18 protein-coding genes are annotated in these 22919 nt (G+C 49.8%); 16 read left to right on the forward strand and 2 right to left on the reverse strand.

From position 1 onward, the window contains the following. Positions 1 to 18: 18 nt before the first annotated feature. Genes ACO064_RS07810 through ACO064_RS07825 form a run of 4 tightly spaced genes read left to right on the forward strand, consistent with a single transcriptional unit; the run spans position 19 to position 3434 of the window. A complete protein-coding gene (locus ACO064_RS07810) occupies positions 19 to 765 on the forward strand; it encodes an SDR family NAD(P)-dependent oxidoreductase (protein ID WP_421826829.1) in 747 nt (248 codons plus the stop codon). Positions 766 to 769: 4 nt separating this feature from the next. Then, entirely contained in the window at positions 770 to 1393 is a 624-nt protein-coding gene (locus ACO064_RS07815; RefSeq protein WP_421826830.1) for a cyclase family protein, read from the forward strand. A 13-nt stretch (positions 1394 to 1406) separates the two neighbouring features. After that, the gene (locus tag ACO064_RS07820) at positions 1407 to 2423 is read left to right on the forward strand and encodes a zinc-dependent alcohol dehydrogenase (RefSeq protein WP_421826831.1); all 1017 of its coding nucleotides are present in this window, start codon (positions 1407 to 1409) and stop codon (positions 2421 to 2423) included. A 48-nt stretch (positions 2424 to 2471) separates the two neighbouring features. Further along, on the forward strand, positions 2472 to 3434 hold the full coding sequence (locus tag ACO064_RS07825; protein WP_421826832.1) for a C-terminal binding protein: 963 nt from the start codon (positions 2472 to 2474) through the stop codon (positions 3432 to 3434). 3 nt (positions 3435 to 3437) lie between these two features. Here ACO064_RS07825 and ACO064_RS07830 read toward each other — a convergent pair whose 3' ends face one another. Continuing rightward, positions 3438 to 4349, reverse strand: a complete 912-nt coding sequence (locus ACO064_RS07830) for an AraC family transcriptional regulator (protein WP_421826833.1) — start codon at positions 4347 to 4349, stop codon at positions 3438 to 3440. A gap of 414 nt (positions 4350 to 4763) precedes the next feature. Between ACO064_RS07830 and ACO064_RS07835 the strand changes: the two genes are divergently transcribed. The 12 genes from ACO064_RS07835 (at position 4764) to ACO064_RS07890 (ending at position 21287) form a co-directional block, all read left to right on the forward strand. After that, positions 4764 to 8291 (forward strand): SusC/RagA family TonB-linked outer membrane protein, encoded by a 3528-nt coding sequence (locus ACO064_RS07835; protein WP_421826834.1) that lies wholly within the window; start codon positions 4764 to 4766, stop codon positions 8289 to 8291. 11 nt (positions 8292 to 8302) lie between these two features. Further along, complete coding sequence (locus ACO064_RS07840) at positions 8303 to 9922, forward strand: RagB/SusD family nutrient uptake outer membrane protein (protein WP_421826835.1); 1620 nt, start codon at positions 8303 to 8305, stop codon at positions 9920 to 9922. A 753-nt stretch (positions 9923 to 10675) separates the two neighbouring features. Further along, entirely contained in the window at positions 10676 to 11413 is a 738-nt protein-coding gene (locus ACO064_RS07845) for a LytR/AlgR family response regulator transcription factor (RefSeq protein WP_421826836.1), read from the forward strand. 240 nt (positions 11414 to 11653) lie between these two features. After that, complete coding sequence (locus tag ACO064_RS07850) at positions 11654 to 12760, forward strand: DUF4440 domain-containing protein (protein WP_421826837.1); 1107 nt, start codon at positions 11654 to 11656, stop codon at positions 12758 to 12760. A 71-nt stretch (positions 12761 to 12831) separates the two neighbouring features. Beyond that, positions 12832 to 13371, forward strand: a complete 540-nt coding sequence (locus tag ACO064_RS07855; RefSeq protein WP_421826838.1) for a nuclear transport factor 2 family protein — start codon at positions 12832 to 12834, stop codon at positions 13369 to 13371. 60 nt (positions 13372 to 13431) lie between these two features. Then, complete coding sequence (locus ACO064_RS07860; protein ID WP_421826839.1) at positions 13432 to 14490, forward strand: proline iminopeptidase-family hydrolase; 1059 nt, start codon at positions 13432 to 13434, stop codon at positions 14488 to 14490. A 28-nt stretch (positions 14491 to 14518) separates the two neighbouring features. Then, positions 14519 to 15022, forward strand: coding sequence for a RidA family protein (locus ACO064_RS07865; RefSeq protein WP_421826840.1), 504 nt, complete (start codon positions 14519 to 14521; stop codon positions 15020 to 15022). Between the two features lie 109 nt (positions 15023 to 15131). Next, positions 15132 to 16376, forward strand: a complete 1245-nt coding sequence (locus tag ACO064_RS07870; protein WP_421826841.1) for a DUF1624 domain-containing protein — start codon at positions 15132 to 15134, stop codon at positions 16374 to 16376. Between the two features lie 29 nt (positions 16377 to 16405). Further along, complete coding sequence (locus tag ACO064_RS07875) at positions 16406 to 16942, forward strand: GNAT family N-acetyltransferase (RefSeq protein ID WP_421826842.1); 537 nt, start codon at positions 16406 to 16408, stop codon at positions 16940 to 16942. A gap of 83 nt (positions 16943 to 17025) precedes the next feature. Further along, on the forward strand, positions 17026 to 17430 hold the full coding sequence (locus ACO064_RS07880; RefSeq protein ID WP_421826843.1) for a hypothetical protein: 405 nt from the start codon (positions 17026 to 17028) through the stop codon (positions 17428 to 17430). Between the two features lie 22 nt (positions 17431 to 17452). Next, complete coding sequence (locus tag ACO064_RS07885; RefSeq protein ID WP_421826844.1) at positions 17453 to 17962, forward strand: YybH family protein; 510 nt, start codon at positions 17453 to 17455, stop codon at positions 17960 to 17962. 28 nt (positions 17963 to 17990) lie between these two features. Next, a complete protein-coding gene (locus ACO064_RS07890) occupies positions 17991 to 21287 on the forward strand; it encodes a histidine kinase dimerization/phosphoacceptor domain -containing protein (protein ID WP_421826845.1) in 3297 nt (1098 codons plus the stop codon). A gap of 258 nt (positions 21288 to 21545) precedes the next feature. Here ACO064_RS07890 and ACO064_RS07895 read toward each other — a convergent pair whose 3' ends face one another. Beyond that, positions 21546 to 22916 carry an FAD-dependent oxidoreductase gene (locus tag ACO064_RS07895; RefSeq protein ID WP_421826846.1) on the reverse strand — a complete coding sequence of 457 codons (1371 nt, stop codon included), beginning with the start codon at positions 22914 to 22916 and terminating at the stop codon, positions 21546 to 21548. Positions 22917 to 22919 lie beyond the last annotated feature (3 nt).

Here is a 22919-nt window from a genome sequence, read left to right on the forward strand (position 1 = left end):
AATGAAAGTGATGGATCTATGAGAGGACTAAAAAATAAAACCGTAGTGATTACCGGCGGCCTTGGCGACCTGGGTTATGCCACCGCCACCCGTATGACCGAAGAAGGGTGTGTGGTTGTTCTGGTTGATCTTCAGCCCGATACGAAACACAAAGCCTCCGATCTGGATGCCCATTTCTGGCAACTGGATATCAGTGATGAAGCGGCCGTGGCGGAAACCTGTGCGGCCATTGAAAGGGAGGTTGGCCCCGCTCATGTGCTCATCAATACCGCAGCCCGGTTTATCTTCAAAGGAGTTGAAGCTACCGCCGATGAGTGGCAGCAGATCAATGCGGTCAACATTGGCGGTACGTCGCTGATGGCCAAATACATCGTTCCGCAAATGAAAAAGAACGGCGGTGGGAGTATCATCAATTTTTCATCGGTGAGCGGTTTTGTCGGCCAAGCCAACTTCGCTACCTACAACGCCACCAAATTTGCCATTCGGGGACTCACCAAATGCTGGGCGCAGGATCTGGCGCCGTTTGGTATCCGGGTGAATACGCTTTGCCCGGGTTACATCTATACCAGCGCCTTTATCGATTCATGTGAAAAATTAGGCCTGAACATCGACGAAGAAGACCGTCGGGCATCGGCCATGCACCTGCTGAACCGGCAGGGACGTCCCGAAGAAGTAGCCGCAGCGGCCGCCTTTCTGGCCAGTGACGATTCTTCCTTCATGACCGGCAGCGACTTAGTGGTCGATGGCGGCTATCTAGCTAAATAAAACGATGAAACTGGTCGATCTATCCCATCCCCTGGTCCACGGACAGCAAACGTTTCCGTCTGACCCCAAGCTGAGCATCGTTCCGCACGGAAATACCCGCACCTTGAAATACAACATTACGCAAATCGTGATGGGGTCGCATCAGGGAACGCACCTGGACGCGATGTACCATTTTCTGGATGATGGCAAAACACTGGACCAGATGCCTTTACACTGGTTTTACGGGAAGGTGCATGTCCTGAGAATACCCAAAGAGGCCCGGGAAGAAATTACCGTGGATGATTTTTTACCCTATGAACAGTTGCTGACTCCCGAGGCAAAAATCATCTACGACACAGGTTGGTACAAAAACTTCGGGAAGGATGATTTCTTCGAAAATTTCCCCTCGCTGACGCAGGAAGCCAGTGCGTACCTGGCCGACCGGAACATCCGGATGCTGGGCATGGATACCCCAACGCCCAGTCGCGACTGGTATGAGGTGCATCACATTCTGCTGAAAAAAGAGATCGTCATTGTGGAAAGCCTGACGAACCTGGATCAGGTTCCTGACGAATTTACATTCATGGGATTTCCGCTCAACTTACAAGGCCGTGACGGCTCCCCCATACGGGCAGTCGCTCAATTCTGAAAGTCAGCTACCGATGAAAGCACTTTTTTATCCCGAGTTTAACAAACTCACGATTGCAGAAAGGCCATTACCTTCCTTTTCCGGGGATGAGGTCTTGCTGAAAGTACTGGCTTGTGGTATCTGCGGGAGTGAGCTGGAAACCTTTAAAAACCAAAGCCCGCGCCGTGTCCCGCCTTTAATTATGGGCCATGAATTTTGTGGAACGGTTGAGGATATGGGTTCCAATGTAATGGGCTTTCGGAAAGGCGACCGGGTGGCCAGTAATAGCGTCGTGTCCTGCGGAACCTGCGATCCCTGCAAACGGGGATTAACGAACCTATGCAAAAACCGCCAAATTTTCGGGATGCATCGGGGGGGGGCCTTTGGGGAGTACGTGAATGTACCGGCCCATTGCCTGGTGCCGATCCCGGAGAATAGTACGCCACAAGCCGCCTGTATGGCCGAACCACTGGCCAATGGGATTCATATCGTTAACCTGATCAGGCACTTAAACCCTAAAAAAGTGTTGGTAATCGGTGCCGGACCCATCGGACTTGTTACGCAGCAGGCCTTTCAATCCCTGCTTGGCGTAGCGGTGTACGTTGCCGATCTGCGGAATGAAAGGCTTGACATTGCCCGAAAACTAGGCGCTGCGGCCACCATCAATTCCTCGGAAGAAGACCTGGTTTCCGCTATTTACCGAGTTACCGACCAGGAAGGAATTGACCTGGTAGTTGATGCCGTAGGGAGTCTCCAAACGAACCAGCAGGCCTTAAAAGCCGTGCGGCCAGGCGGGGCCCTAGTGCTCATCGGTCTGTATGAAAACACACAATCATTTTTTTCATACGACCTTATTTTATCCGAAAAGAAACTCATTGGCACCTACGCGGCCACGCAGCAGGAAATCAACGAATCGTTGCATTTAATCGCTTCCGGAAAAGTAGACGTCACGTCGTGGGTTCATTATTACCCGCTGGATAACGGGGTGACGGCCTTTACCGACATGATGATCGCGAAGGCGGCTCACGTCAAATCGGTTATCCTGTTTTAAAACTCTTTTTTCGCCAGGCTTTTGCGTATCGTTCGACCTTTACTTTTTATGAATAGAAGCACAAAGAAAATTGTCATTACGGATCACGGTTTTTCAAACATTAACCCCGAAAAAGCGGTGCTGGAACAATCGGGATATGAGTTGATCGACGCCCAATGTAAAAGCGAAGCCGATTTACTAGCGGCAACCAGGGATGCTTTTGCCCTGATCGTCCAATGGGCACCCATCACGGAAACCATCATCCGAAACCTGGATCATTGTCGGCTCATTGTCCGCTACGGTATTGGCGTTGATAATCTCAATCTGGCGGCAGCCCGGGAACGGCAAATTCCGGTTTGTAACGTACCGGATTATTGCATCGATGAAGTGTCGGATCACACGTTGGCCCTGGCGATGGCGCTTCACCGGCAAATCCCTGCCACGGACCAGCGGGTTCGGGAGGGTGTTTGGAAAATCATTCCGCCCGGTACGGTTCCAGCCTGTAAAGATGCCCTGTTTACAACGTTGGGATTTGGACGGATTGCCCGGGTTGTCCTCAAAAAAGCCGCAGCCTTCAATTTTAAACTGGCTGCATTTGATCCCTTTGTGAGCGAAAAAGAAATGCAGGCATTGGGAGTCCAAAAAATAACCTTTGATGAAGCCCTGGCGAATTCGGATATTCTCTCCCTGCATTTGCCCCTCAACGACAAAACCCATCACCTCATGAACCGGGAAACGTTAATGAAAATGAAGTCGAATGCGGTTTTAATAAATACATCCCGGGGTGGGTTAATTAATACCATCGACTTGGCTCAGGCATTAACTAGAAACGAAATCGGTGGCGCCGGTATCGATGTCTTTGAACAGGAGCCTCTTCCTGACGCTCATCCGATCCTTCAGGCACCCAATACGATACTCACCTCTCATACGGCCTGGTACAGCCAACGCAGCATTCCGATTCTTCAGCAATTTGCCGCCGAAGAAGTATTGAGAATGATAAACGGAGAACCGCTGAAGAACCAGGTGACTTAGTAATTATTCAGCCAAATTGTTTTCCTGAAGCTGATATAATGATGCCTGAAAGTACATAGATTTATGCTTAAGTTGGAATTGTTTAGGTGACAGTCCGGTAAAGCTTTTAAATTGTTTGTTAAAGTTTGAGACATTTTGAAAACCGCATTCAAAACAAATCTGCTGTATACTGAATTTATGCAACATTAATAGTTTACAGGCATAGCCAACTTTCAGTTCATTTATAAATTGCGAAAATGGCTTCTGCATTCGTTGTTTAAAATACCTTGAGAAGGCTGTTGGACTCATACTGGCAATATCGGCAGCATCAATTAATCGAATAGATGATTTAAAATTATTCATGATGTAAGCATGAACTTTATTTAATCGGTCATTCGTGTTTTCATTGATATTTAAGTTGTATCCCTCGCTGGATAATAAGATTAACTCTTTAGAATCAGCTAATAAGCAAAGGATTTGCAATAATTTGATTAATTTATGAACACCACTTAACGTCTGGATCTGATACATTTGATCGATAACTGCGGTCTGGGTTTTACCCGTTATTTTGATTCCTCGCTGGGATAGTTGCAGAAACTGTTCTATTGAATATAATTCTGGTGTTGTAAAAAAAGATTCTCCTAAAAAATCTTTTTTAAAATGGATTACGAGCGCTTCTGACGACTGATTTTTTTCTTTACAACTATCGGACTTCCAGGTATGCGCTAAATTTTTTCCAATAAAAATCAGATCATTTTCATTATAACGATCTATATGATCTCCAACGAATCGGGTTCCAGCGCTTTTAACGATTAGCGTTAATTCATATTCAGAATGGTAATGCCACAAGCCCGGAAACGAACCATTATATTTAAAATAATTGACACTGAAAGAGTCAGTTTCTGTTTTTTTAACCTTCAAAAGAAGAGGATCCATAGAATGTATTTTCGACAGCTAACCAATTTGAGAAAAGTAACCACGCTCCAATTACTGGATCGTTCAACGATTAAGACAGAGATATGGTTAAGGTCTGAGGTCCTTCCTGGCCACATTCAACATAGGCCGTTTTCCAATTGGTATACCATGTCCATCAATGTTTACGCTGGAATGTGTTACCATAGCAATACTCCTGGTTACTAGCAACAAACCGGGATGAAAGTGGGACGTGTTTTTCATGATGTGTTGACGATTTCAAATGAATTTGTTCAAATAATTTTACTTGGATGAACATGAATTTATATTGGAATAATATTATTTTTAACACAAGTTCTTTATTTTGAATTCTTGTTTACATTTTTCTTAAACCAATTATTTTGCCGTTTGACTATTCACCTTTACTTCTGTTCACGCATGCTCAAAATCATTACAATCAAAAGAAAAGGATCCTTATTCCTTCTGTGCAACCTGCTTTTTAGCCTGGGTCTTTATGCACAGGTGCAGGTTTCCGGCAAGGTTACCGATGCCTCAGGGGCCACGTTGCCCGGGGTGAGTGTAATCGTTAAAGAGACAACGATTGGCACTGTCACCAATTCCGATGGAATTTTTACCATCCCGAATGTTCCTACTACAAATTCCACCCTCGTGTTCTCCTTTATCGGATACACCACCCAGGAAACCGTTGTGGGCAACCGGAAAAATATTGAAATTAGTCTGGCTCCGGCAGACAACCAGCTTAGCGAAGTAGTCGTGATCGGGTACGGTACCGCAAAGAAAAGCACGCTTACGGGTGCGGTATCACAGGTTGATTCTAAAGTCATTTCTGTGCAGGCAAACTCCACGGTTACCAGAGCCCTTGAAGGTGTGGTACCCGGGATTCAGGTCTCTTCCATTGATGGCCAGCCCGGTCTGGACATGGGTATTCGTTTACGCGGAGCGGGATCTACCAGCCAAAACAGCTCCAATGCCCTGATCGTGATCGATGGTGTGCCCACTGAATACCCCAATGCACTGTCTTCCATCAATCCGAAGGACATTGAAAGCATCAGCGTGCTGAAAGATGCCGCTTCCACTGCCGTTTATGGTTCGCGTGGAGCCAATGGGGTTGTGCTTGTGACGACTAAAAGAGGAACAAAAGGGAAGCCGAATATTTCGGTACAAACCCGGGCGGGATTCAATTATCTGGGTGGATTGCGGTTTGATCTCATTGATGATGCCAAAGACATTTATGAACATGCCTGGCTGGCCATCTACAACTCCGCACGCTACGGGGTGAACGGCGGATCATCTACCGACGGTAAATTCACGACGAATGTGGCCAATCCAAACATGTCTCATGAAGCGGCCGGATTGTTTGCCAGCGCCCATTTATTCGATTACACGGGCTCAAAGACAAACTTTGCCATGAACCTGTTGGGCAATTACATGGCGTATGACGTGCCGGGCGCGGTGTATACCACCACCGGTAGCGGAGCCAATGCCAGCGCGACCATGTCGGGTGCCTACCTGATTGACCCGACAACGGGCAAGTTGAATCCGAATGCAAGACCACTTTGGGAAGCCGGATCGTATAAGGATTACTTCTTCGAAAAAATGTTCCGTCAGGAGCATACGGTATCGGCAAGCGGTGGCTCCGATAAAATGGATTACTTTGTTTCTGTGGGCATGCTGGAAGATCCTTCTTATATCAGAGGGTCGACATTCAAGCGGTATAACGCACGGACCAATGTGAATGCGCAACTCACCAGTTGGCTGAAAGTAGGAACAAATCTGGGTTACAGTATGCGGAATACCCAGTCGCCGGCTACCCGTTTCGGACGTAACCCCGGAACTGTGCAGCAAAACGCGTTCAGGTGGGTAAATGGGCAGAATCAACTCGTACCGTTGTTCGCCAGAGACCTTCAGGGAAATATCCGTAAAAATCCGAACGGCACCGACATGGTATCTGATAATGCGAATGATACCTATTCGCCCCTTGGCGTTCAGCCCAATTTTCCGAACGGAACCACCAGCCAACCGCTTTATGCAACCAACCTGATTGACCTGTTGGATAAAGACATCGATCGTAGGGAATCGCACGACTTGAACCTGAAAGGGTATTTCACGGTGAATTTCCTCAAGAATTTCAGCTTTACAAACAACATTTCGTATGACCGCTTTACGGAAGAGCGGACGCGTTACGGTACGCCTGAGACGGGAGCTGTAGTGGGTATAGGTGCGATTGGAAAGTATTATACGAACACCGGCGTTTTCAACACGCAACAGCTGCTTAACTGGGGTAAAGAATTTGGTCGCCACTCCGTTACGGCACTGGCTGCCCATGAATTCTACCAATTTAAAAGTGATCTGGTAAACTTTGCCTCCGCGTATTCTCTGATCAATGGGTTTACCGGCGCCGGTAACTTTACCAGCCGGTATAATACGGCGGGCGCACCGTTCGGTGTTCCGGGTTATGGTGGAGACATAACGACCATGGATAGCTATTTTGGCCGGGCGGTGTACAACTATGAAGACAAGTATTTTGTGGAAGGCTCGCTGCGCAGAGACGGTTCGTCTAAATTCCGATTCAACGAGAATCGCTGGGGCACCTTCTGGTCGGTTGGTGGTGGATGGCGTATTTCTCAGGAAAAATTCATGCAGAGATTCAGTGACGTCATCAACGAACTGAAACTACGGGCCAGTTATGGAGTTATCGGTAACCAGAGCGGTATCGGTAACTATTCGGGTTATCAGACCTGGAGCTACGGTGCAGTTTACACAAACTCAACGGCTGGAACGGGGGTTCCTGCCACGTACACCCTTCAGCAAGGCGCTGCCGTAAATGATAAATTAACCTGGGAAAACACGCATACCTTTGATGCCGGTATCGATTTCACCCTTTTAAACAGGAGAGTGAGTGGTACCATCGATGTCTACAACAAGAAGACGGTGAACTCCGTGTTTGCACAGCCTCTTGCCGCTTCAATGGGACAAGCTTCACTCACCCTGAACAACGCTGAAATTGTCAACCGCGGTGTGGAAATTGCCCTGGATATCAAACTCATCCAAAATAAAAATATCAACTGGAGCATCGGATTGAACGGTACACACTACCGCACCATTCTGACTAAATTCCCCAAAAGTGTCGGTTCGCCATCCCTGGGCGGAAACTTTACAGGCTTCATCGATGGATGGGGAATTGCCAATGGCGGTGCTAACACTGCCGGACAGATCATGTACCTGCGTGGTGAAAATAAGGATTACTACAATCTGTATCTTTACAAATATATGGGTGTAGATCAAACCACGGGTCTACCACAGTTTGGACATACTGTTACGCAGGCTGACCTTGATGCAGGGCGTTTTACTGGAAACACCATAGGATCGACCGTAGCAACCACCAACTATACTTTGGCCAACCGGTATGAAATGGGAAGTGCAATTCCCAAAATTATTGGTGGCTTTTCGACAAGTTTTCAATATAAAGGCTTCGACTTCACCGCTATCCTGGCCTACCAACTGGGGGGAAAATTCCTGAGTGTGGAATATGCCAACCACCTGTACCGATCGGGGAACATAGGGAACGCCTTATCGAAAGAAGTATTGGGAAATACCTGGACACCTGAGAACAAAGATGCCAAATTCCCGATGGCATTTTATGGAGATACGTTCTATACGGGCGGGTCTACCTTTGGGCCCTGGCAGTATACCGATCAGGCTCTATTCAGCGCTTCTTATCTGAATGTCAAAAACCTCACCCTGGGTTATACACTTAGTGGCGCTATCCTGGACAAGTTGAAAACAAAAAGTATACGGGTGTATGCATCCGGCGACAACCTGACCATGTTGACGGCTCACTCCGGTATTGATCCGCGCATGTCGCTGGTTGGTGGAATGGAAGTTGGGGCGGCAGTGTATCTGCCTATGAGCACTTTTTCAGTGGGTATTAATTTTAACTTTTAATGAGTCGAAAGATGCGTATTCTCAATAAATATATAACGGGGTTGGCGGTTTCGGGTATGCTGCTATTTTCCGGGTGTGCCGATAAGCTGGAAGTGGAGCCACCACACAGTATTAGCGACAAGCAAATAGCCGAACTTCTGGCGTCGGGTGACGAGGCCAAGATCCGGATCGTCATGGGTGGAATGGCCAACGCCATGCCCCTGCTGTTCAACAACGTAGGTGCCACCGGTGCGGGTGTTGCGGACATGTATTATTCCAGTCAGGGACTGGATGTCAATCGCTCTATTGAAGGAAACGATATCATTCTGGGAGATCAGGAAGGGCTGAACGTACTCTCCGGTTCAATCGAATACCAGCTCGGTGACTTCATTGGATCAGCCAACGCAAAGAATGGTAATTACTGGCGGTACGGCTGGTTTTGTATTACGACTGCTAACCAGATGCTCAATTATCTTCCGGATGAAACCGTAGCCAGCAACAACTTTCTGAAGGAATGTAAAGCCAGAGGATTGTTTGCCAGAGCCTATGGATACAACTACCTGATGGAAAATTATCAGGACGCGTTCCTGCAGGGCGGAAAGGACAAACTTGGCCTTCCGCTGTATGACCGGTTTCAACCCACTCAGGCAAACAAGCCCCGTTCGTCTGCTGTAGATACGTATGCCTTTATCAAAAACGACCTGAACCGTGCCATTGCCTTGTTCAAGGAGGCTGGGATTGGCTATACGGCTGATATAACGGATATCGATCTGGCTGTGGCCAATTTCCTGCTGGCCCGTGTATCGATCTGGACTGGGGACTGGGCTACTGCGATCAGCGCGTGCAATGAGATTCTGGCAAAGTATCCAACGCTTCTAAGCCAGGCACAGTATGGAGGTAAGAACATAGGCACCGCAGCAGCTCCCGAAATAAGGCCGGAAACCAATGGCTTTCTCAATAATGCGCAAAATCCGGAGGTCATTTTAGGTTTCCCGCTTGGTGCTGCTAACACGTACTTTACCGCTTACATGAATCCCTACGGTAGAGGTAACGGAGGGCTTGAAAGAGCTTACAAGCGGATTGATAACCGACTGTATGAAAAAATAGCACCCAATGATTTCCGTAAAGATGCCTTTTCGCTGGCACCACTTGGCAATTACACCTATCCGCCCAACAACACGGTTTCATTTATCCCTTCTTACACGAACCTAAAATTTGCAGCTACCCACGGATTGAACAGCAACAACAAAATTGATGTGGGCGCTTCAACGGCGTTTTACATGCGTACTTCGGAAGTATTGCTGATGAAAGCGGAAGCGGAAGCGATGTCGCCAGCCACAGAAGCTGCTGCCAAAGCAACGCTCGACAGGCTGTTGGCTGCGCGTACCACAACGGGAATGACACCGCTCACTACGGCTACTTATCCTGCGATGCAGGGGCTCACCACGTTACAAATGGTGCAACTGCAAACCCGCATTGAACTATGGGGTGAAGGCGGTCGCGAGTTCTACAACAACAAGCGCTGGAATATTCCTGTCGACAGAGCCAGCTCGGCTAACCATGTTACAAAGTCGAGTTTACCGGTAGCCAAAATGACCCTTCAGATTCCCGAAGATGAAATTTTGTACAACCCGTTGGCTGTGCAGAATTAATCAATTTTTGAAGTTATGAAAGAGAGGTGGCTCTTACGGGCCACCTCTCTTTTTTTGGGCTTTGCAAAATATTGAACCACATGGGCAGTGAACTTGCCACAGGACACTAGCGATTTTTTGTTAAGCGGCCATTGAGGATGTGTAAAAATAAGATTCCTGTTGACAGGGTGTGCGGTAACCCAATGCCGAATGTTTTCGTCGATAATTATACTGCTCGGGCGGCACCGCGGCCCTCAATGTATTATTTTGAAGTAAAAAGGTAAATGTAGTCTACTCATGTTAAATACTCATGTAGAACTTTACACAGGTTATTTCAAAAAAATGTGTTGAGAAAGGGGATAAACAACCGAGCTTGATCATGAAATTATAGCTTTACAACCCTATCAGGACGCAACAAAATAAGAGGCTCATATTGGGTCAGGATATGGGTTCAGAAAATGAGTATCAATAATCGCTTCTGATTCCCTTTTTGTGCTATCCTTTACTGAATGCGAAAGACAGCCATTGCAGCCATTCAAGTCCCCGGTGTGAAAGAACAAGAACTACAACAGTCACATGAGGAGGCCAATCGTCTTTCCAAATAATAAAAATTGAGCTTATCTTCGTAACGGATTTGCCGCACCGGTAGTCCGGTCTAACTGTGATAATTTTAGTCCACGTTGCCGAAGATTCGCTGCACCCAACTCTCTATCAAACCGGCTGCACCATTCCGTAGACACATACTATTTCTTTGCCGAATGACTAGTAAATAACATGGACATAGCCGTGAAGGTGCTCATTGTAGAGGACGAAATGATTATTGCTGCCGATATCGCCCTGCAACTCAGCAAACTCGGCTATGAAGTGAGCGGGATCGTTCCTCGGGGCGAAGAAGCTATCCGAAACGTCGAAACTAACCGACCTGACCTGATTCTACTGGATATCAGTCTCAAAGGATCACTCGACGGTATCGACACAGCCCATGCTATCCGCCAGCAGTGGAACATCCCGATTATTTACGTCACGGCCAACACCGATGAAGCCACCTTTGCCCGCGCCAAAAAAACCCGTCCCTACGCTTACATTTCCAAACCAATTCGGGCCATTGAGCTACAACGTGCCATTGAGCTGACCATCAGCCGCCTGGCTGATGAGCATCACTCCGCTGCCGACCCAGCACCCGACGCCCCCTTTGTGCTCAGTGACCGGATTTTTGTGCGGCACCGCGAAAAGATCGTCAAGATTTTCATCGCCGATATTCTCTACGTGGAAGCCGACCGCAACTATTGCCACCTCTACACGGCCGACAAAGAATACCTGCTGACAACGACCCTGAAGGTGATGGAAGACAAACTCCCGGTCAACTATTTTGTGCGGGTGCACCGCTCCTATCTGGCAAATCTGACGCAGGTCGATGAGGTATGCGAAGGCCATATCGGAATCGGGGGTAAAACGATTCCGCTCAGCCACCTCCTGCGCGAGGCCCTACTGAAACGAATCCAGACCATTTGAGGCCTCCGGGCAAAACCGGCATTACCGTTCACACATCCGGTAAGAAAAAACCCCCTTTCGGACAGTAAAAGGATTCGCTCGTCCGGGCGAACTTGGTTGAGTAATGCGCTGGCGGTAGTTTAGATCCGTTGTCGGCCAAATCGCTTTGCCGGGCTGATTGGGCCGCTCCGTTCCAGACCCCACCCAAACTATGTTTAACCATGCCGTTCGCGTTTACCACTCACATAACCATACTCACCCATGAAAACCAGTAACTTATTTTTCGTCGTAGCCCGGCTGTTGACTCTGTTGCTCCTCCCGGCCTTCGCAGCCACCACCCTCGCTCAGGGCCTCAACCCCGAAGCTGTTGCCTTTACCAAAACCTACCAGACAGCCTACAACAAAGGCGACCGGCCCACGCTGATGACCCTTTTTGCCGACAATGTGGGCTGGGTAAACCCCGATGGCAGTGTAACGCCCGGTTCTAAAGCCGATGTTGAAGCCGACTATGTACGCGATTTCGGCGAAACGGCCGGGTCGTATATGGACTTCACGGTGGTCAGCACCGAGGTTCAGCCCGATGGCAAGGTAAAAATCGGCACGACCGTCAGCGGCTACGATTTTGTGCGGAAAACCGGCGCGAAGCTCAACCCTACGGCGGGCACCTACGAAATGCTGATCGGAAAGGTCGGCGGACAGTGGAAAATTAGTCAGGTCAAGTGGAAAATGAACACGGTGGGGCTTGAGATACGCGACCTGATGAAGCGGTTTCAGGATGCCTACAACCGCGAGGAAGCAGCGACCCTGAAAACGATGTTCACCGCCGATGCCGTGCGGACGGCTACGGACGGCACCACCACAAAAGGGGCTGCGATAATTGACTTTTACACACAGGGGTTTGTCGATGCAGACGTGACCAACGTCGTTTCGCTGGCCAATGTTAGCCCACAATTCGATGGCAGCGTGATTTTCACGGGAACCTATCACCTAACGGGGCGGTCGGCAAAAGGAGATCGGATTGTGAGGGAGGGGGCTTACAGCAACACTGCGGTCAAAGAGAACGGGCAGTGGAAGATCAGCCGCAACACACAATCCAAACTCGTCAAAGCGATGGTCTATCACAAAGTGGCCGACTATGCCGCCTGGAAAAAAGGCTTCGATTTGTTTTATAACGAACGAATGCTGGCGGGCGAACTAAATGCCGAAGTCAGTACGCTGGCCGATGACCCCAACACGGTTTGTATCATCAGCGAGTGGGCATCGCCCGACGCACCGAAGGCTTTTTTTGCCCGCCCGGATTTGGCGGAAACGATGCGAAAAGACGGTGTCATTGGTAAGCCTACCATGCTGATTATGAGCAAGAAATAGCCGAATATACCCCCACCACAGTCGTCCGGTTTGCAGCGTCGCAAACCGGACGAAACAAACAAGCCAAGTCAATGAAAACCAACCCATTCGCCCCTGTTCTGCGCCTTTTTGCTTCCTTGCTTCTGTTTGCCGCCGGTTGCAACGCACCTGCCAAAGAAACGCCTTCCCAGACGAACGACGTGCCGACAATGACAACCGAACACAAGCAGGCGATTGAACAGGAAATTTCTGGTCTTGTGAAAGAATTCTTCCAACAGGTCGAAAAACTGGACATTGAAACGTGCATGACCTACTTTGAAAACACGCCTGATTTTCAGGCCGTCAATCCCGATGGCACCCTGGGCAACTACGACGCGCTAAAAAAATTGAACGCAGACGGGTTTAGCCAGATGAAGACGTTGAGCGTCGTACCAAATAAGGAAGCGATTCGGGTTTTGACTGACTCGCTGGTACTTTATACGTTCTCGATGGAACAGAATGCAACGCTCAAAACCGGCCAGAAAATGAAGTTTGAGCACGTAGCGGGAACGATGCTCTTCTCCAAAATCAACGGCGCGTGGAAAGCGACGTTTTACCATGAGTCTGCATCGGCACCAGTAGCCGTCAAGTAGCAAAGACTGCGCGCCTATAAAATCTGTATCCTCGCAGCCTTTTTTCCATTCAATAGACCAATGAAAATCAGTCAATTTCTACCTTCGCTGTTACCGGTCACTTTTGCTGTTTTGCTCATTGGTCTGACCGTTGTCGGCTGTGACCCAAAACCAAACGCCGACAAGGCTAACGCACTCCAAACCTACTTTGCTCCCGCCGATACGGGTATGCAAACCGGGGGCGTGAAAATAATCCCGATCAAGACTCCGAAGGGCACATTCAACGTGTGGACGAAGCGGATTGGCAACAACCCAACCGTCAAGGTTTTGATTCTGCACGGCGGCCCCGGTGCAGGCCATGAGGCCTACGAGGTGTTCGAGAGTTTTCTGCCTAAAGAAGGCATCGAGTTCATTTATTACGACCAACTCGGCGCGGGTAACAGCGACCGCCCAACCGACAAGAGCTTGTGGGTGCTACCCCGTTTTGTCGACGAACTGGAGCAGGTTCGGGTCGCATTAGGGCTAAATAAAGACAATTTCTACCTCTACGGCCACTCATGGGGCGGCATTCTGGGCATAGAGTACGCACTCAAATACGGGCAAAACGTCAAAGGCTTACTTATCTCAAACATGATGAGCAGTGCGCCCGCCTACAGCCGCTATGCCAACGAGGTACTGGCCAAACAAATGGACCCAAACGTGCTGGCCGAGATCAAAGCACTCGAAGCCAAAGGCGACTTCGCCGACCCGCACTATATGGAACTGTTGCTGCCCAATTATTACGAAAAGCACATCTGCCGTATACCAGCTTCGCAATGGCCCGAACCGCTGAACCGGGGGTTTGCCAAAATCAATCAGGAGCAGTATGTGACCATGCAGGGACCAAGCGAGTTTGGCATGGCGGGCAATGCCAATCTGAAAGACTGGGATCGTAGCAAAGACCTGCCCAAAATCACCGTGCCGACGTTGGTTATCGGGGCCACCAACGACACAATGGACCCCAAACACATGGAGTGGATGGCCGGGCAAGTGAAAAACGGCACGTTTCTACTATGCGCCAACGGTAGCCATTTCTCCATGTATGACGATCAGCAAACGTATTTCACGGGGCTGAATTCCTTTCTGAAAAAAGGGAATTGAACCGAATCAATAAGCCAACCAAATCCCAATGAAAGCCAACCAATTCACCATGATGCCGGCCGCTTTTGCCGCCCTGATTCTGTTTGCCGTCGGTTGTAATACCGCTCCCCAAAAAGTAGATGAGAAACCAGCGGCTCAATCCGATGCGCCGGAGTATTTTCTGTTACGCCCCGAACTCGAGAAAGCGTATGGCTATTCCCATGCCGTTCGGATTGGCAATGAACTCAAAATATCGGGTGCGGTCAGTATGGACGAGAAAGGAAACCTGACGGCGAAAGGTGATCTGGGACAACAAATGAAAAATTGCTACGCCGATCTGGACAAAATTCTGAAGCACTATGGCTACACCTGGGACGACGTTGTGGTTGAGAATATTCTGACCACGAACATGCCCGAATTTGTGAACCAGTCGGCTTACCGAAATACGATCTACAAAAAGCAGTTTCCGACCGGGTCGTGGTTTGGCGTAAAGGAATTAGCCTTGCCCGGTCAGTTGATTGAGATTGAGTTAGAAGCCTATAAAGTGCGCTAATTCAGTTAAGCGGATTCGATGATGAGCCTCATTCTTTTTTTCAGATTCCTGCCTGGGGTTAGCCCAAATCTTCCATGACACATAGACGCGTTTTAGCCGCTAGACCGAAATGACTTTTGCGCTCCCCCATAAATCGGCAACCGCAGCCTCCCTCAATCCAGCGCCTTCATTCATCAAAAACCGTATCGAGTCCATCGACGTACTGCGGGGGCTGATTATGATCATTATGGCGCTTGACCATACGCGCGATTTCTTCCACGGCCAGGCCTATACCGACGACCCGCTCAATCTCGATACCACCACGCCGGTCCTGTACGTCACCCGCTGGATTACCCACTTCTGCGCCCCGACGTTTGCCTTGCTATCCGGTACGTCTATCTACCTGCAGGGGGTACGAAAATCGCGTAGGGAGTTGAGTCTGTTCCTGCTGAAACGGGGTCTATGGCTCATTGTAGCCGAGGTACTCCTGATTGCGCCAGCGGACACGTTTACCCTGTTTAATCCCATCACGCTGGCCGTTTTCTGGTCGCTGGGCATCAGCATGGTGTTCATGGCCGGGCTGACGTGGCTACCGTTCCGGGCCATACTGAGCCTTGGTTTAGCGATCGTTTTAGGCCATAATCTGCTGGATGCGGTGGAACAGGCACCGGGTTTTACATCGGGTTTTTGGTGGGCGCTGTTTCATGGGGGTAGTCACCGTGTGTTCGAATACGCGCCAGATCGGGTCATTAATGTACTGTACCCGTTTTTTCCCTGGCTGGGGCTAATGATGCTGGGCTACTGCCTGGGCCGGTTGTTTGCCCCAGCAGTTTCGGCCACGAAGCGTCAACGGTGGCTGGTTTATCTCGGTGCCGGAGCCATTGGGTTATTTGTGGGGCTGCGTTTGCTGAATGAATACGGCGACCCCTTCCCCTGGAGCGTCCGGGAAGATGGTCTCACCACGCTGTTCTCGTTCCTGAAGGTACATAAATACCCCCCATCGCTGCTGTATATGTGCATTACGGTAGGGCCGGGACTGCTGGGACTGGCGTTGCTGGAGAATGTACACAACCGCGTTACCGGCGTGCTGCGAACCTACGGACGAACGGCCTTTTTTTATTACACGCTCCATTTTTATCTCCTGCATACCCTGCGCATGATTGTCTTTTTTGCCGCTGGCCATACCATGACGGAGGCCGATAAATCACTGCAAACCATACCGATGCGGTTTGTGCTGCCCGGCGATGGAGGCTACAGTCTTGGCGTGGTTTACCTGATCTGGATAGCCGTTGTCGCATCGTTGTATCCCCTGTGTCGCTGGTATGATGCCTACAAGACTACACATGAAGAGCAGTGGTGGCTGAGCTATCTGTAGAAAGTAAACAATCAAAACCCAGTCAGGAAATGAACAAAAGTGAAAAAGTAAAAACAAGAACGGTTGTCATTCCTGACGACCTGGAAGCCGTAAAAAAATTATGGTTTGACTATTTAGTTTGGGGGAACGACAAAATGCAGGAACTCTACGGCGTGCATCCCCATAATCCCCAGGAAGCGGTTGAACAGGACATCCAACAGATTGGCAAGTTTCAACCGCCTTACGGACAGCTAATCCTGGTTAGTTATGACGGTAAACTATGTGGACTTGGAAGCCTGAAACGGATCAACTCCGATATCGGTGAAATAAAACGAATGTTTGTTGATCCAGCTATCAGACGAATTGGGGCTGGACGAGCGATCCTCCAAGAACTTCTACTTGAAGCGAAAAAAGTCGGTTATAAAAAACTTCGGCTTGACAGTCCCAAGTTTATGGAAGCAGCTCATTCCTTGTACAGAAGTGTTGGATTCCGTGACATTGAAGCGTATCCGGAAATGGAAATTCCCGCCGAATTTAAAGACTATCTGTTGTTTATGGAATTGGATTTAACCGACGGCACTACATAAATCCGAATATATAAACATAGAGAAGGCCAGCCTATGCGGCTAATGAATCGATCTTAAACCAGTCAAACCAAACAATCAAACCCATGAAACAACTCCTGATTACCCTATCTTCTCTTTGGCTGCTGGTTAGCCTCGGCATGTCGGCCTCTGCACAGGCTCAGCAAACGTCAACGACTCAACTCAAAAGTATCCACCTTTTCGATATGCCAGCGGGTGTAACGGAGGCCCAGCTGTCGACGATGATTGGCGAGATGAACACGGTCATTAAACGCCTGGGCTACAGTAACGCCGGATACACACTCTACAAAGTAGAAGGAAAAGGAGCCGACAAATACCGCTACTACTTCGAGGGCAATTGGCCCAATACCAACGCGTACCAGAAAATCCACGACGACAAATCGTTTCAGGAAGCAGATAAAAAACTGGGTACGGTGTACGAGAAAATTAAAGCCGTTGAAATCTACCGTCGCTTGGTGAGGGTGCCTTAATCGTCTAACCATCAAAAACCCAATGAAAACAAATCCATTTACCCTACTTCTGGCCGTTGTTGCCATGACATCTGTCTGCGTTACTGGTTGCAACGCCCCCGCCAAAAAAGAAGCTACCACTGAGCAGGTAGCTGCTAAACCCGATATGGCCGCCATCAAAACGGAGATTCAAGCCATTGAAACCGAATGGGCCAATGCCACAACCGTCAAGGACATTGACAAAATAATGGCACTCTATGCAGACGATGCCATAGAAATGGCCGATGACGAACCCATGTGTGTGGGAAAGGCTGCAATCCGGCAGGTGTTGCTCAAAAGTATGAAAGCGCGCAAGGCCGGGACAACGGTTTCCTACGAGACGATGGACGTATACGGCGATGACAAACTAGTGACCGAAGTCGGTAAGACAACGATCAAAGACGCGGCTGGTAACGTAGTGAGCACCGGCAAGTACATGGGAATTTTTGAAAAACGCGACGGAAAATTCATCTGCATCCGCGATATTAACAACGAAGATCAGAAGGACAAGTGAAGTAGAATGGGCTAACAAACCGGTCAACATGAATGGATACGTTGTATTTAGGTGGCTCCTCCTGCTCTTGTGCCTGTCCGCGTCCGTCGGGCAGGCACAATCCACGGTACTTTACTTCAACGAACCACCCAAAGAGACGCTGGGCCGCAACCGAAATCAATTAACCATCCATCGATTCTTTACCGACCGCGACGATTTTCTCTGGTTCGTCAGCGGCAATGGCCTCAGCAGGTACGACGGCCATGAGATCGTAACGGTGGGCTCCAATCCGGTGGATTTGAACTCCCTCTCCTCGGCGCGGGTGGCGGATATGGTTCAGGACGAGCGTGGCACGTTCTGGATAACCACCCGCGACGGGGGCCTGAATGCCTACAATCAGCAAACGGGCAAGGTGGCCCATTTTCACCACCTGCCTACCAACAAAACCAGTTTATCTTCAGATAAGCTCCGATTTCTTCAACGCGATGAATCCGGTTATCTCTGGATCGGGAGCGATTGGGGCATGAATCGGTTCGACCCCAAAACGGGCCTTACTGTCCGTTTTTTGCCCAAACCAGGCGAGTCAGGGCAGTTGCAGGGCAATCCGCTGTCGCCTATTCTGGTGGAATCGCCGGGCCGGGCCACGCCGGGCCAATCCAGGCCGGGCGATGTTTACGTTTGCACAACGGCCGGGTTCGAGCAGTTTGACCGAACCAGTAACCGTTGGCGGTGCTTTCCGACTGTAAATAAATTAGGGGTGCCCGTCATTAACGCCACTGACGGTCTCAATGTGATTAATGGCCTCTGCAAAGATCGTCGGGGCCTGATCTGGATGGGTGTTCCGGACCAAACCGGGTTGCGGGTTTTTAATCCTAAAACCGGGCAGATCAATTGGTTCGATAGGCGAACGGCCGACGGCAAACCCATTCCGTTTCCAAAAGTGATTCTGGAAGATCGGGCGGGGCGGCTTTGGCTTTGCTGCGACAACGACATCTTCCGCATATCAGCCGACCGGACCGTCGTGGAGCAATGCACGCCCGTAGCCATCAGCAATGGGGAACAACTCAAAGAATTGGTAACGCTGTATGAAGATAAACAGGGGTTAATCTGGCTGGAGAGAACAAGCGACAAAAATCCACTTTTTTTCGACCCCCGCCAGGAAAGTCATCCCAATATTCAACTGCCGACGTTGGACATCCCCTCCGGCGCGTCTGCCGGTGCAGTACCAGCCCGGCCCGTGACCGAGGGTCTGATGCCCGACTCGGTCGGTTTCATCTGGATTAGTACCGATCTGGGGCTGATTCGCTATAATCCGGGCCACGTCAGGCCGGGCCAATCCAGGCCGGGCCAGGAAGCGATGAAGATTGTACTGAAACAACCCTTTACTTATTTCACCTGCCCACTGCCAGCTGCAACCGGAACCAGCTCCGATCGCTACCTGCTTGTAGGCGCGGAGGCTGGCCTGTTCGTTTACGACAAAAAAACGGGTCGTCTCACACCCGTCCGTTTAGATAAGACTGGTCGTAATACGATCCCGAATGCCATCGCTTCGGCCCTTGATCGGGATGATGACCTCTGGATTTCAACCTGGGGGAAAGGACTTTTCCGCATTCCAAAGGGCAGCTTATCGGTCGAGACAGGGCTGGTGAGTACCTATGAACAGTGGAAAAACGACCCTACCAATGCCAATAGTTTATTGTCGAACACGCTGCAAAAGATTGCGGTCGATGCGCACAACACGGTGTGGGTGTGCGGAGCCGCTCACGGCCTTAGCCGGGTAAACAAACGAACCCGGCAAGTACAGCGGTTTGTGCTCCGGCAAGGCGACCCCTATGGACTGGCCAGTAACTACACCTTTGCGCCCCTGATTGATAAGCAGGGCGATGTGTGGGTAACGAGTGGGTATGCAGCTCCCTTACAGAAGCTGTCGGTCAAAACGGGGCGATTCAAAAAATATGGCATCACCAACGGGTTTACGGATGATTATTTTGCCCACGCTACCCTCGACAGGACTGGCAAAATCTGGTTCAACCAACATCAGGTGGTATCCTGTATTGACCCCCTTACGGAGCGCGTAACCACGTTTCCGCAGTTTGTCGGCAACTCGGTTTACTCAACGCCCATTATAGCACTGCCTAAAACCGGCGAAGTATATTACGGTTGTCAGACCTATTTACGGCGGTTTGGGCCAAACGTCACCGCCCAGATCATTCCCAAAGCTTCGTCGCCCCTGAGGCTGGTTGGAGTCTCCTGCTTCGACATCGACGGGACGCAAACCATGCGTCTTCTGCCCCCGGATCGCTGGCGAGCCAATGAGCTGGCATTGTCGCACCGGGAAAACACCTTAGAACTAAAGTTTGCGCTGCTGGATTACCGTAACACCAGCAGTCGTGACTATTCCTATTCCCTGACCGGACCGAAGGACGAACCACAATGGGTAAGCATCGGCCTGAAAAACACAGTCAATTTTGCCCAGATGAAGCCAGGAACGTATCTGTTTCACCTGAAAGCCCGCAACAGCGACGGGGTCTGGAGTGAACTGGCAATACCCCTGCGCATCGGTATCAGCCCGGCCTGGTGGCAAAGCCCCTGGGCTTATGGGGTTTATGCACTGTTTCTGTTACTCGGTTTTTGGTACCTGATGAAGGCCCGTCTACGGGAACAAGCTCGTGAGCTGGCCTTGCAGGAAGCGGTAGTCATTAAACAGCAGCGCGACGAGATTGCTCAAAAAAACGCCCAGAACGAACTCCTGCTGAAAGAGATCCATCATCGGGTCAAGAATAATCTGGCCGTGGTGTCGGGTTTGCTGGCGTTGCAGTCGGCTAAAGTTACTGACCCCAACGTAAAGGAAGCCATGCAGACCAGTCAGAATCAGGTGCAGAGCATGGGTATCATCCACCAGAAACTTTATCAGGGAAACCAATTAGGGGCGATCGAAATGCACGATTATTTTAACAACCTGAGCGAAAGCATCCTCCATTCGTTCGATGCTGCCGGCCGCATTACCATCGATTGTTCGATGCCTGAACTGGTGCTTGATATTGACACTGCGATTTCAGTAGGACTCCTAACGAACGAGTTACTGACTAACTCGCTTAAATATGCGTTTGTCGGCAAGAACAACGGCACCATTCGCATCAGTCTGACGCGGATGGACAACGATTCATTGCTGCTGCAAGTGGCCGATAATGGTATTGGCAAACAGCCCGCCGAGGCCGCTAAAGAAACGGGCTTCGGGAAACAGTTAGTGGACTTGCTCGCCATCCAGCTCGGTGGTATTCTGACCTACGAACACCAGGACGGGACGCTAGTCAAACTCCACTTCAAAAGGTCGGCCTCTGTCTGATTTCAGCCAAATCCGGACCTTGGCCTGGATCCTTTGACAATCAGGTATACAACGGCAATTATTTGGGCTACAAAGCCGTGCTTCGTACCTGCTTATGTGTTGGCATCCACCGCCATTTTCATCCCACTCATAATTAAGATTACACGAACATTGGGCGCTAGACAATCAATTAATGGATACCGTCTCAAAAACCATCAACTTCTAGAAGTCATTTAATCTTCGAAACGGTACCAACAAAAGTTTACAATCCTCTCTGTTTTAGGCCTTGTTTACTTCCTTCCATTGCACTTCATGCGCCAATCGATTGGTGAGAGATGCCTTCGCGGCTACTTTTCCGGCGGCTTCCCCCATAGCGACGGCGTTGCCCGTTACGCGATAGCTGGCGTGGGCGAAAAAATCCCCGCTGATACATCTACCAGCCATCATTAATCCGCCTACTTCGCTGGCAATCAGCGAGCGCAAGGGAATGTCATAAGGCTGCACTTTTATTCCCTCACTGCCGTACCCTTTATCACCCTTCCCATCCACAGAATGGATGTCCACGGCAAACTTCACCCGACAAACCGCGTCGTCAAAACGCGAGCCTTTGATAAGATCCTCCCGATTGACCGTGTATAAACCTTTGATCCGCCGTCCTTCTCGCAGGCCAATTTGCTCCGACGTGGCCACGATTCGTAAATCACTCCAGATACCGCCTTTTTTTCGAAGTTTGTCGACCATGTTATAGACCTCCAAACGAGACTCTATGGTTGCCTGGGTGATGTCCTGTGCATCCAGCGAATTCATGTTGTACTGATGATTCGCCATCATCGCAAACAAATCATCACGAATCAAAAACAGGGTGGGCATTCCATACGAGGGGTCCATGCCGACGCTCCTGATCTCTTCGCGAAGATTGATTTTATGTTGCGAACCCTTTACCCCCGCCTGGCTAATCAGGTTACTACGCACCATGTCGTACTTGGTGATTCCGGTCAGGATGGCCATCATGGATGCGGGTTGCGCCAAACCGGTGCTTGGATGCCCTTTCACAAAACTACATCCGGCCTGGGCCGCCAAATCGCCATTTCCGGAGGTATCAATGAACGTCTTGGCCCGCCAGGCTTCCCGTCCCGACTGGCTTTCGGTAACAATCGTTTCCAGCCTTTTTTTACTGTTGGTATAAGCCGCTACGACACGGGTGTGCAGTCTGACGTCAACTCCCGCATCCTTGCACAACTGGTCAAGAATTACTTTCATCGCTTCGGCGTCATAGTTGGTTGCCGATACCTGCGCGCCGGACTGAGTCAGTGCATCGAGGATTTCCTGCATTATTCCGCCCTTATTTTCATGTTCGATCAGGTTGCTCAGCAAACCCACCGTCCAGATTCCACCCAGGCACCCGTGGAACTCAATGAGTCTCGTTTTTGCTCCGTTCCGGGCCGAGGCAATGGCCGCAGCCACGCCGGCCGGGCCACCGCCACAGACAATCACGTCAACGTCTTCCACCACGGTTAATTTTTTGGAAGGTTCCTGAAAAACGGACGCACCTTTTTTACCCGATTCGTGACCCCAGGTTAGTCCGGTAGAGGATGCTACCGGCAGCATTGAGCCCATGATGCCAAGGCCCAACAATTCTCTTCTTTTCATGCT

This window comes from Larkinella sp. (genome assembly GCF_965227735.1).
GTDB lineage: Bacteria > Bacteroidota > Bacteroidia > Cytophagales > Spirosomataceae > Larkinella.

Excerpts from the sequence above, each read along its gene's own strand:
- ACO064_RS07895 (WP_421826846.1), bottom strand. The coding sequence starts at position 22,916 with ATGAAAAGAAGAGAATTGTTGGGCCTTGGCATCATGGGCTCAATGCTG.
- ACO064_RS07860 (WP_421826839.1), top strand. The coding sequence starts at position 13,432 with ATGAAAATCAGTCAATTTCTACCTTCGCTGTTACCGGTCACTTTTGCT.
- ACO064_RS07870 (WP_421826841.1), top strand. The coding sequence starts at position 15,132 with ATGACTTTTGCGCTCCCCCATAAATCGGCAACCGCAGCCTCCCTCAAT.
- ACO064_RS07855 (WP_421826838.1), top strand. The coding sequence starts at position 12,832 with ATGAAAACCAACCCATTCGCCCCTGTTCTGCGCCTTTTTGCTTCCTTG.
- ACO064_RS07845 (WP_421826836.1), top strand. The coding sequence starts at position 10,676 with ATGGACATAGCCGTGAAGGTGCTCATTGTAGAGGACGAAATGATTATT.
- ACO064_RS07880 (WP_421826843.1), top strand. The coding sequence starts at position 17,026 with ATGAAACAACTCCTGATTACCCTATCTTCTCTTTGGCTGCTGGTTAGC.
- ACO064_RS07850 (WP_421826837.1), top strand. The coding sequence starts at position 11,654 with ATGAAAACCAGTAACTTATTTTTCGTCGTAGCCCGGCTGTTGACTCTG.
- ACO064_RS07875 (WP_421826842.1), top strand. The coding sequence starts at position 16,406 with ATGAACAAAAGTGAAAAAGTAAAAACAAGAACGGTTGTCATTCCTGAC.
- ACO064_RS07815 (WP_421826830.1), top strand. The coding sequence starts at position 770 with ATGAAACTGGTCGATCTATCCCATCCCCTGGTCCACGGACAGCAAACG.
- ACO064_RS07820 (WP_421826831.1), top strand. The coding sequence starts at position 1,407 with ATGAAAGCACTTTTTTATCCCGAGTTTAACAAACTCACGATTGCAGAA.
- ACO064_RS07810 (WP_421826829.1), top strand. The coding sequence starts at position 19 with ATGAGAGGACTAAAAAATAAAACCGTAGTGATTACCGGCGGCCTTGGC.
- ACO064_RS07840 (WP_421826835.1), top strand. The coding sequence starts at position 8,303 with ATGCGTATTCTCAATAAATATATAACGGGGTTGGCGGTTTCGGGTATG.
- ACO064_RS07835 (WP_421826834.1), top strand. The coding sequence starts at position 4,764 with ATGCTCAAAATCATTACAATCAAAAGAAAAGGATCCTTATTCCTTCTG.
- ACO064_RS07825 (WP_421826832.1), top strand. The coding sequence starts at position 2,472 with ATGAATAGAAGCACAAAGAAAATTGTCATTACGGATCACGGTTTTTCA.
- ACO064_RS07890 (WP_421826845.1), top strand. The coding sequence starts at position 17,991 with ATGAATGGATACGTTGTATTTAGGTGGCTCCTCCTGCTCTTGTGCCTG.
- ACO064_RS07885 (WP_421826844.1), top strand. The coding sequence starts at position 17,453 with ATGAAAACAAATCCATTTACCCTACTTCTGGCCGTTGTTGCCATGACA.
- ACO064_RS07865 (WP_421826840.1), top strand. The coding sequence starts at position 14,519 with ATGAAAGCCAACCAATTCACCATGATGCCGGCCGCTTTTGCCGCCCTG.
- ACO064_RS07830 (WP_421826833.1), bottom strand. The coding sequence starts at position 4,349 with ATGGATCCTCTTCTTTTGAAGGTTAAAAAAACAGAAACTGACTCTTTC.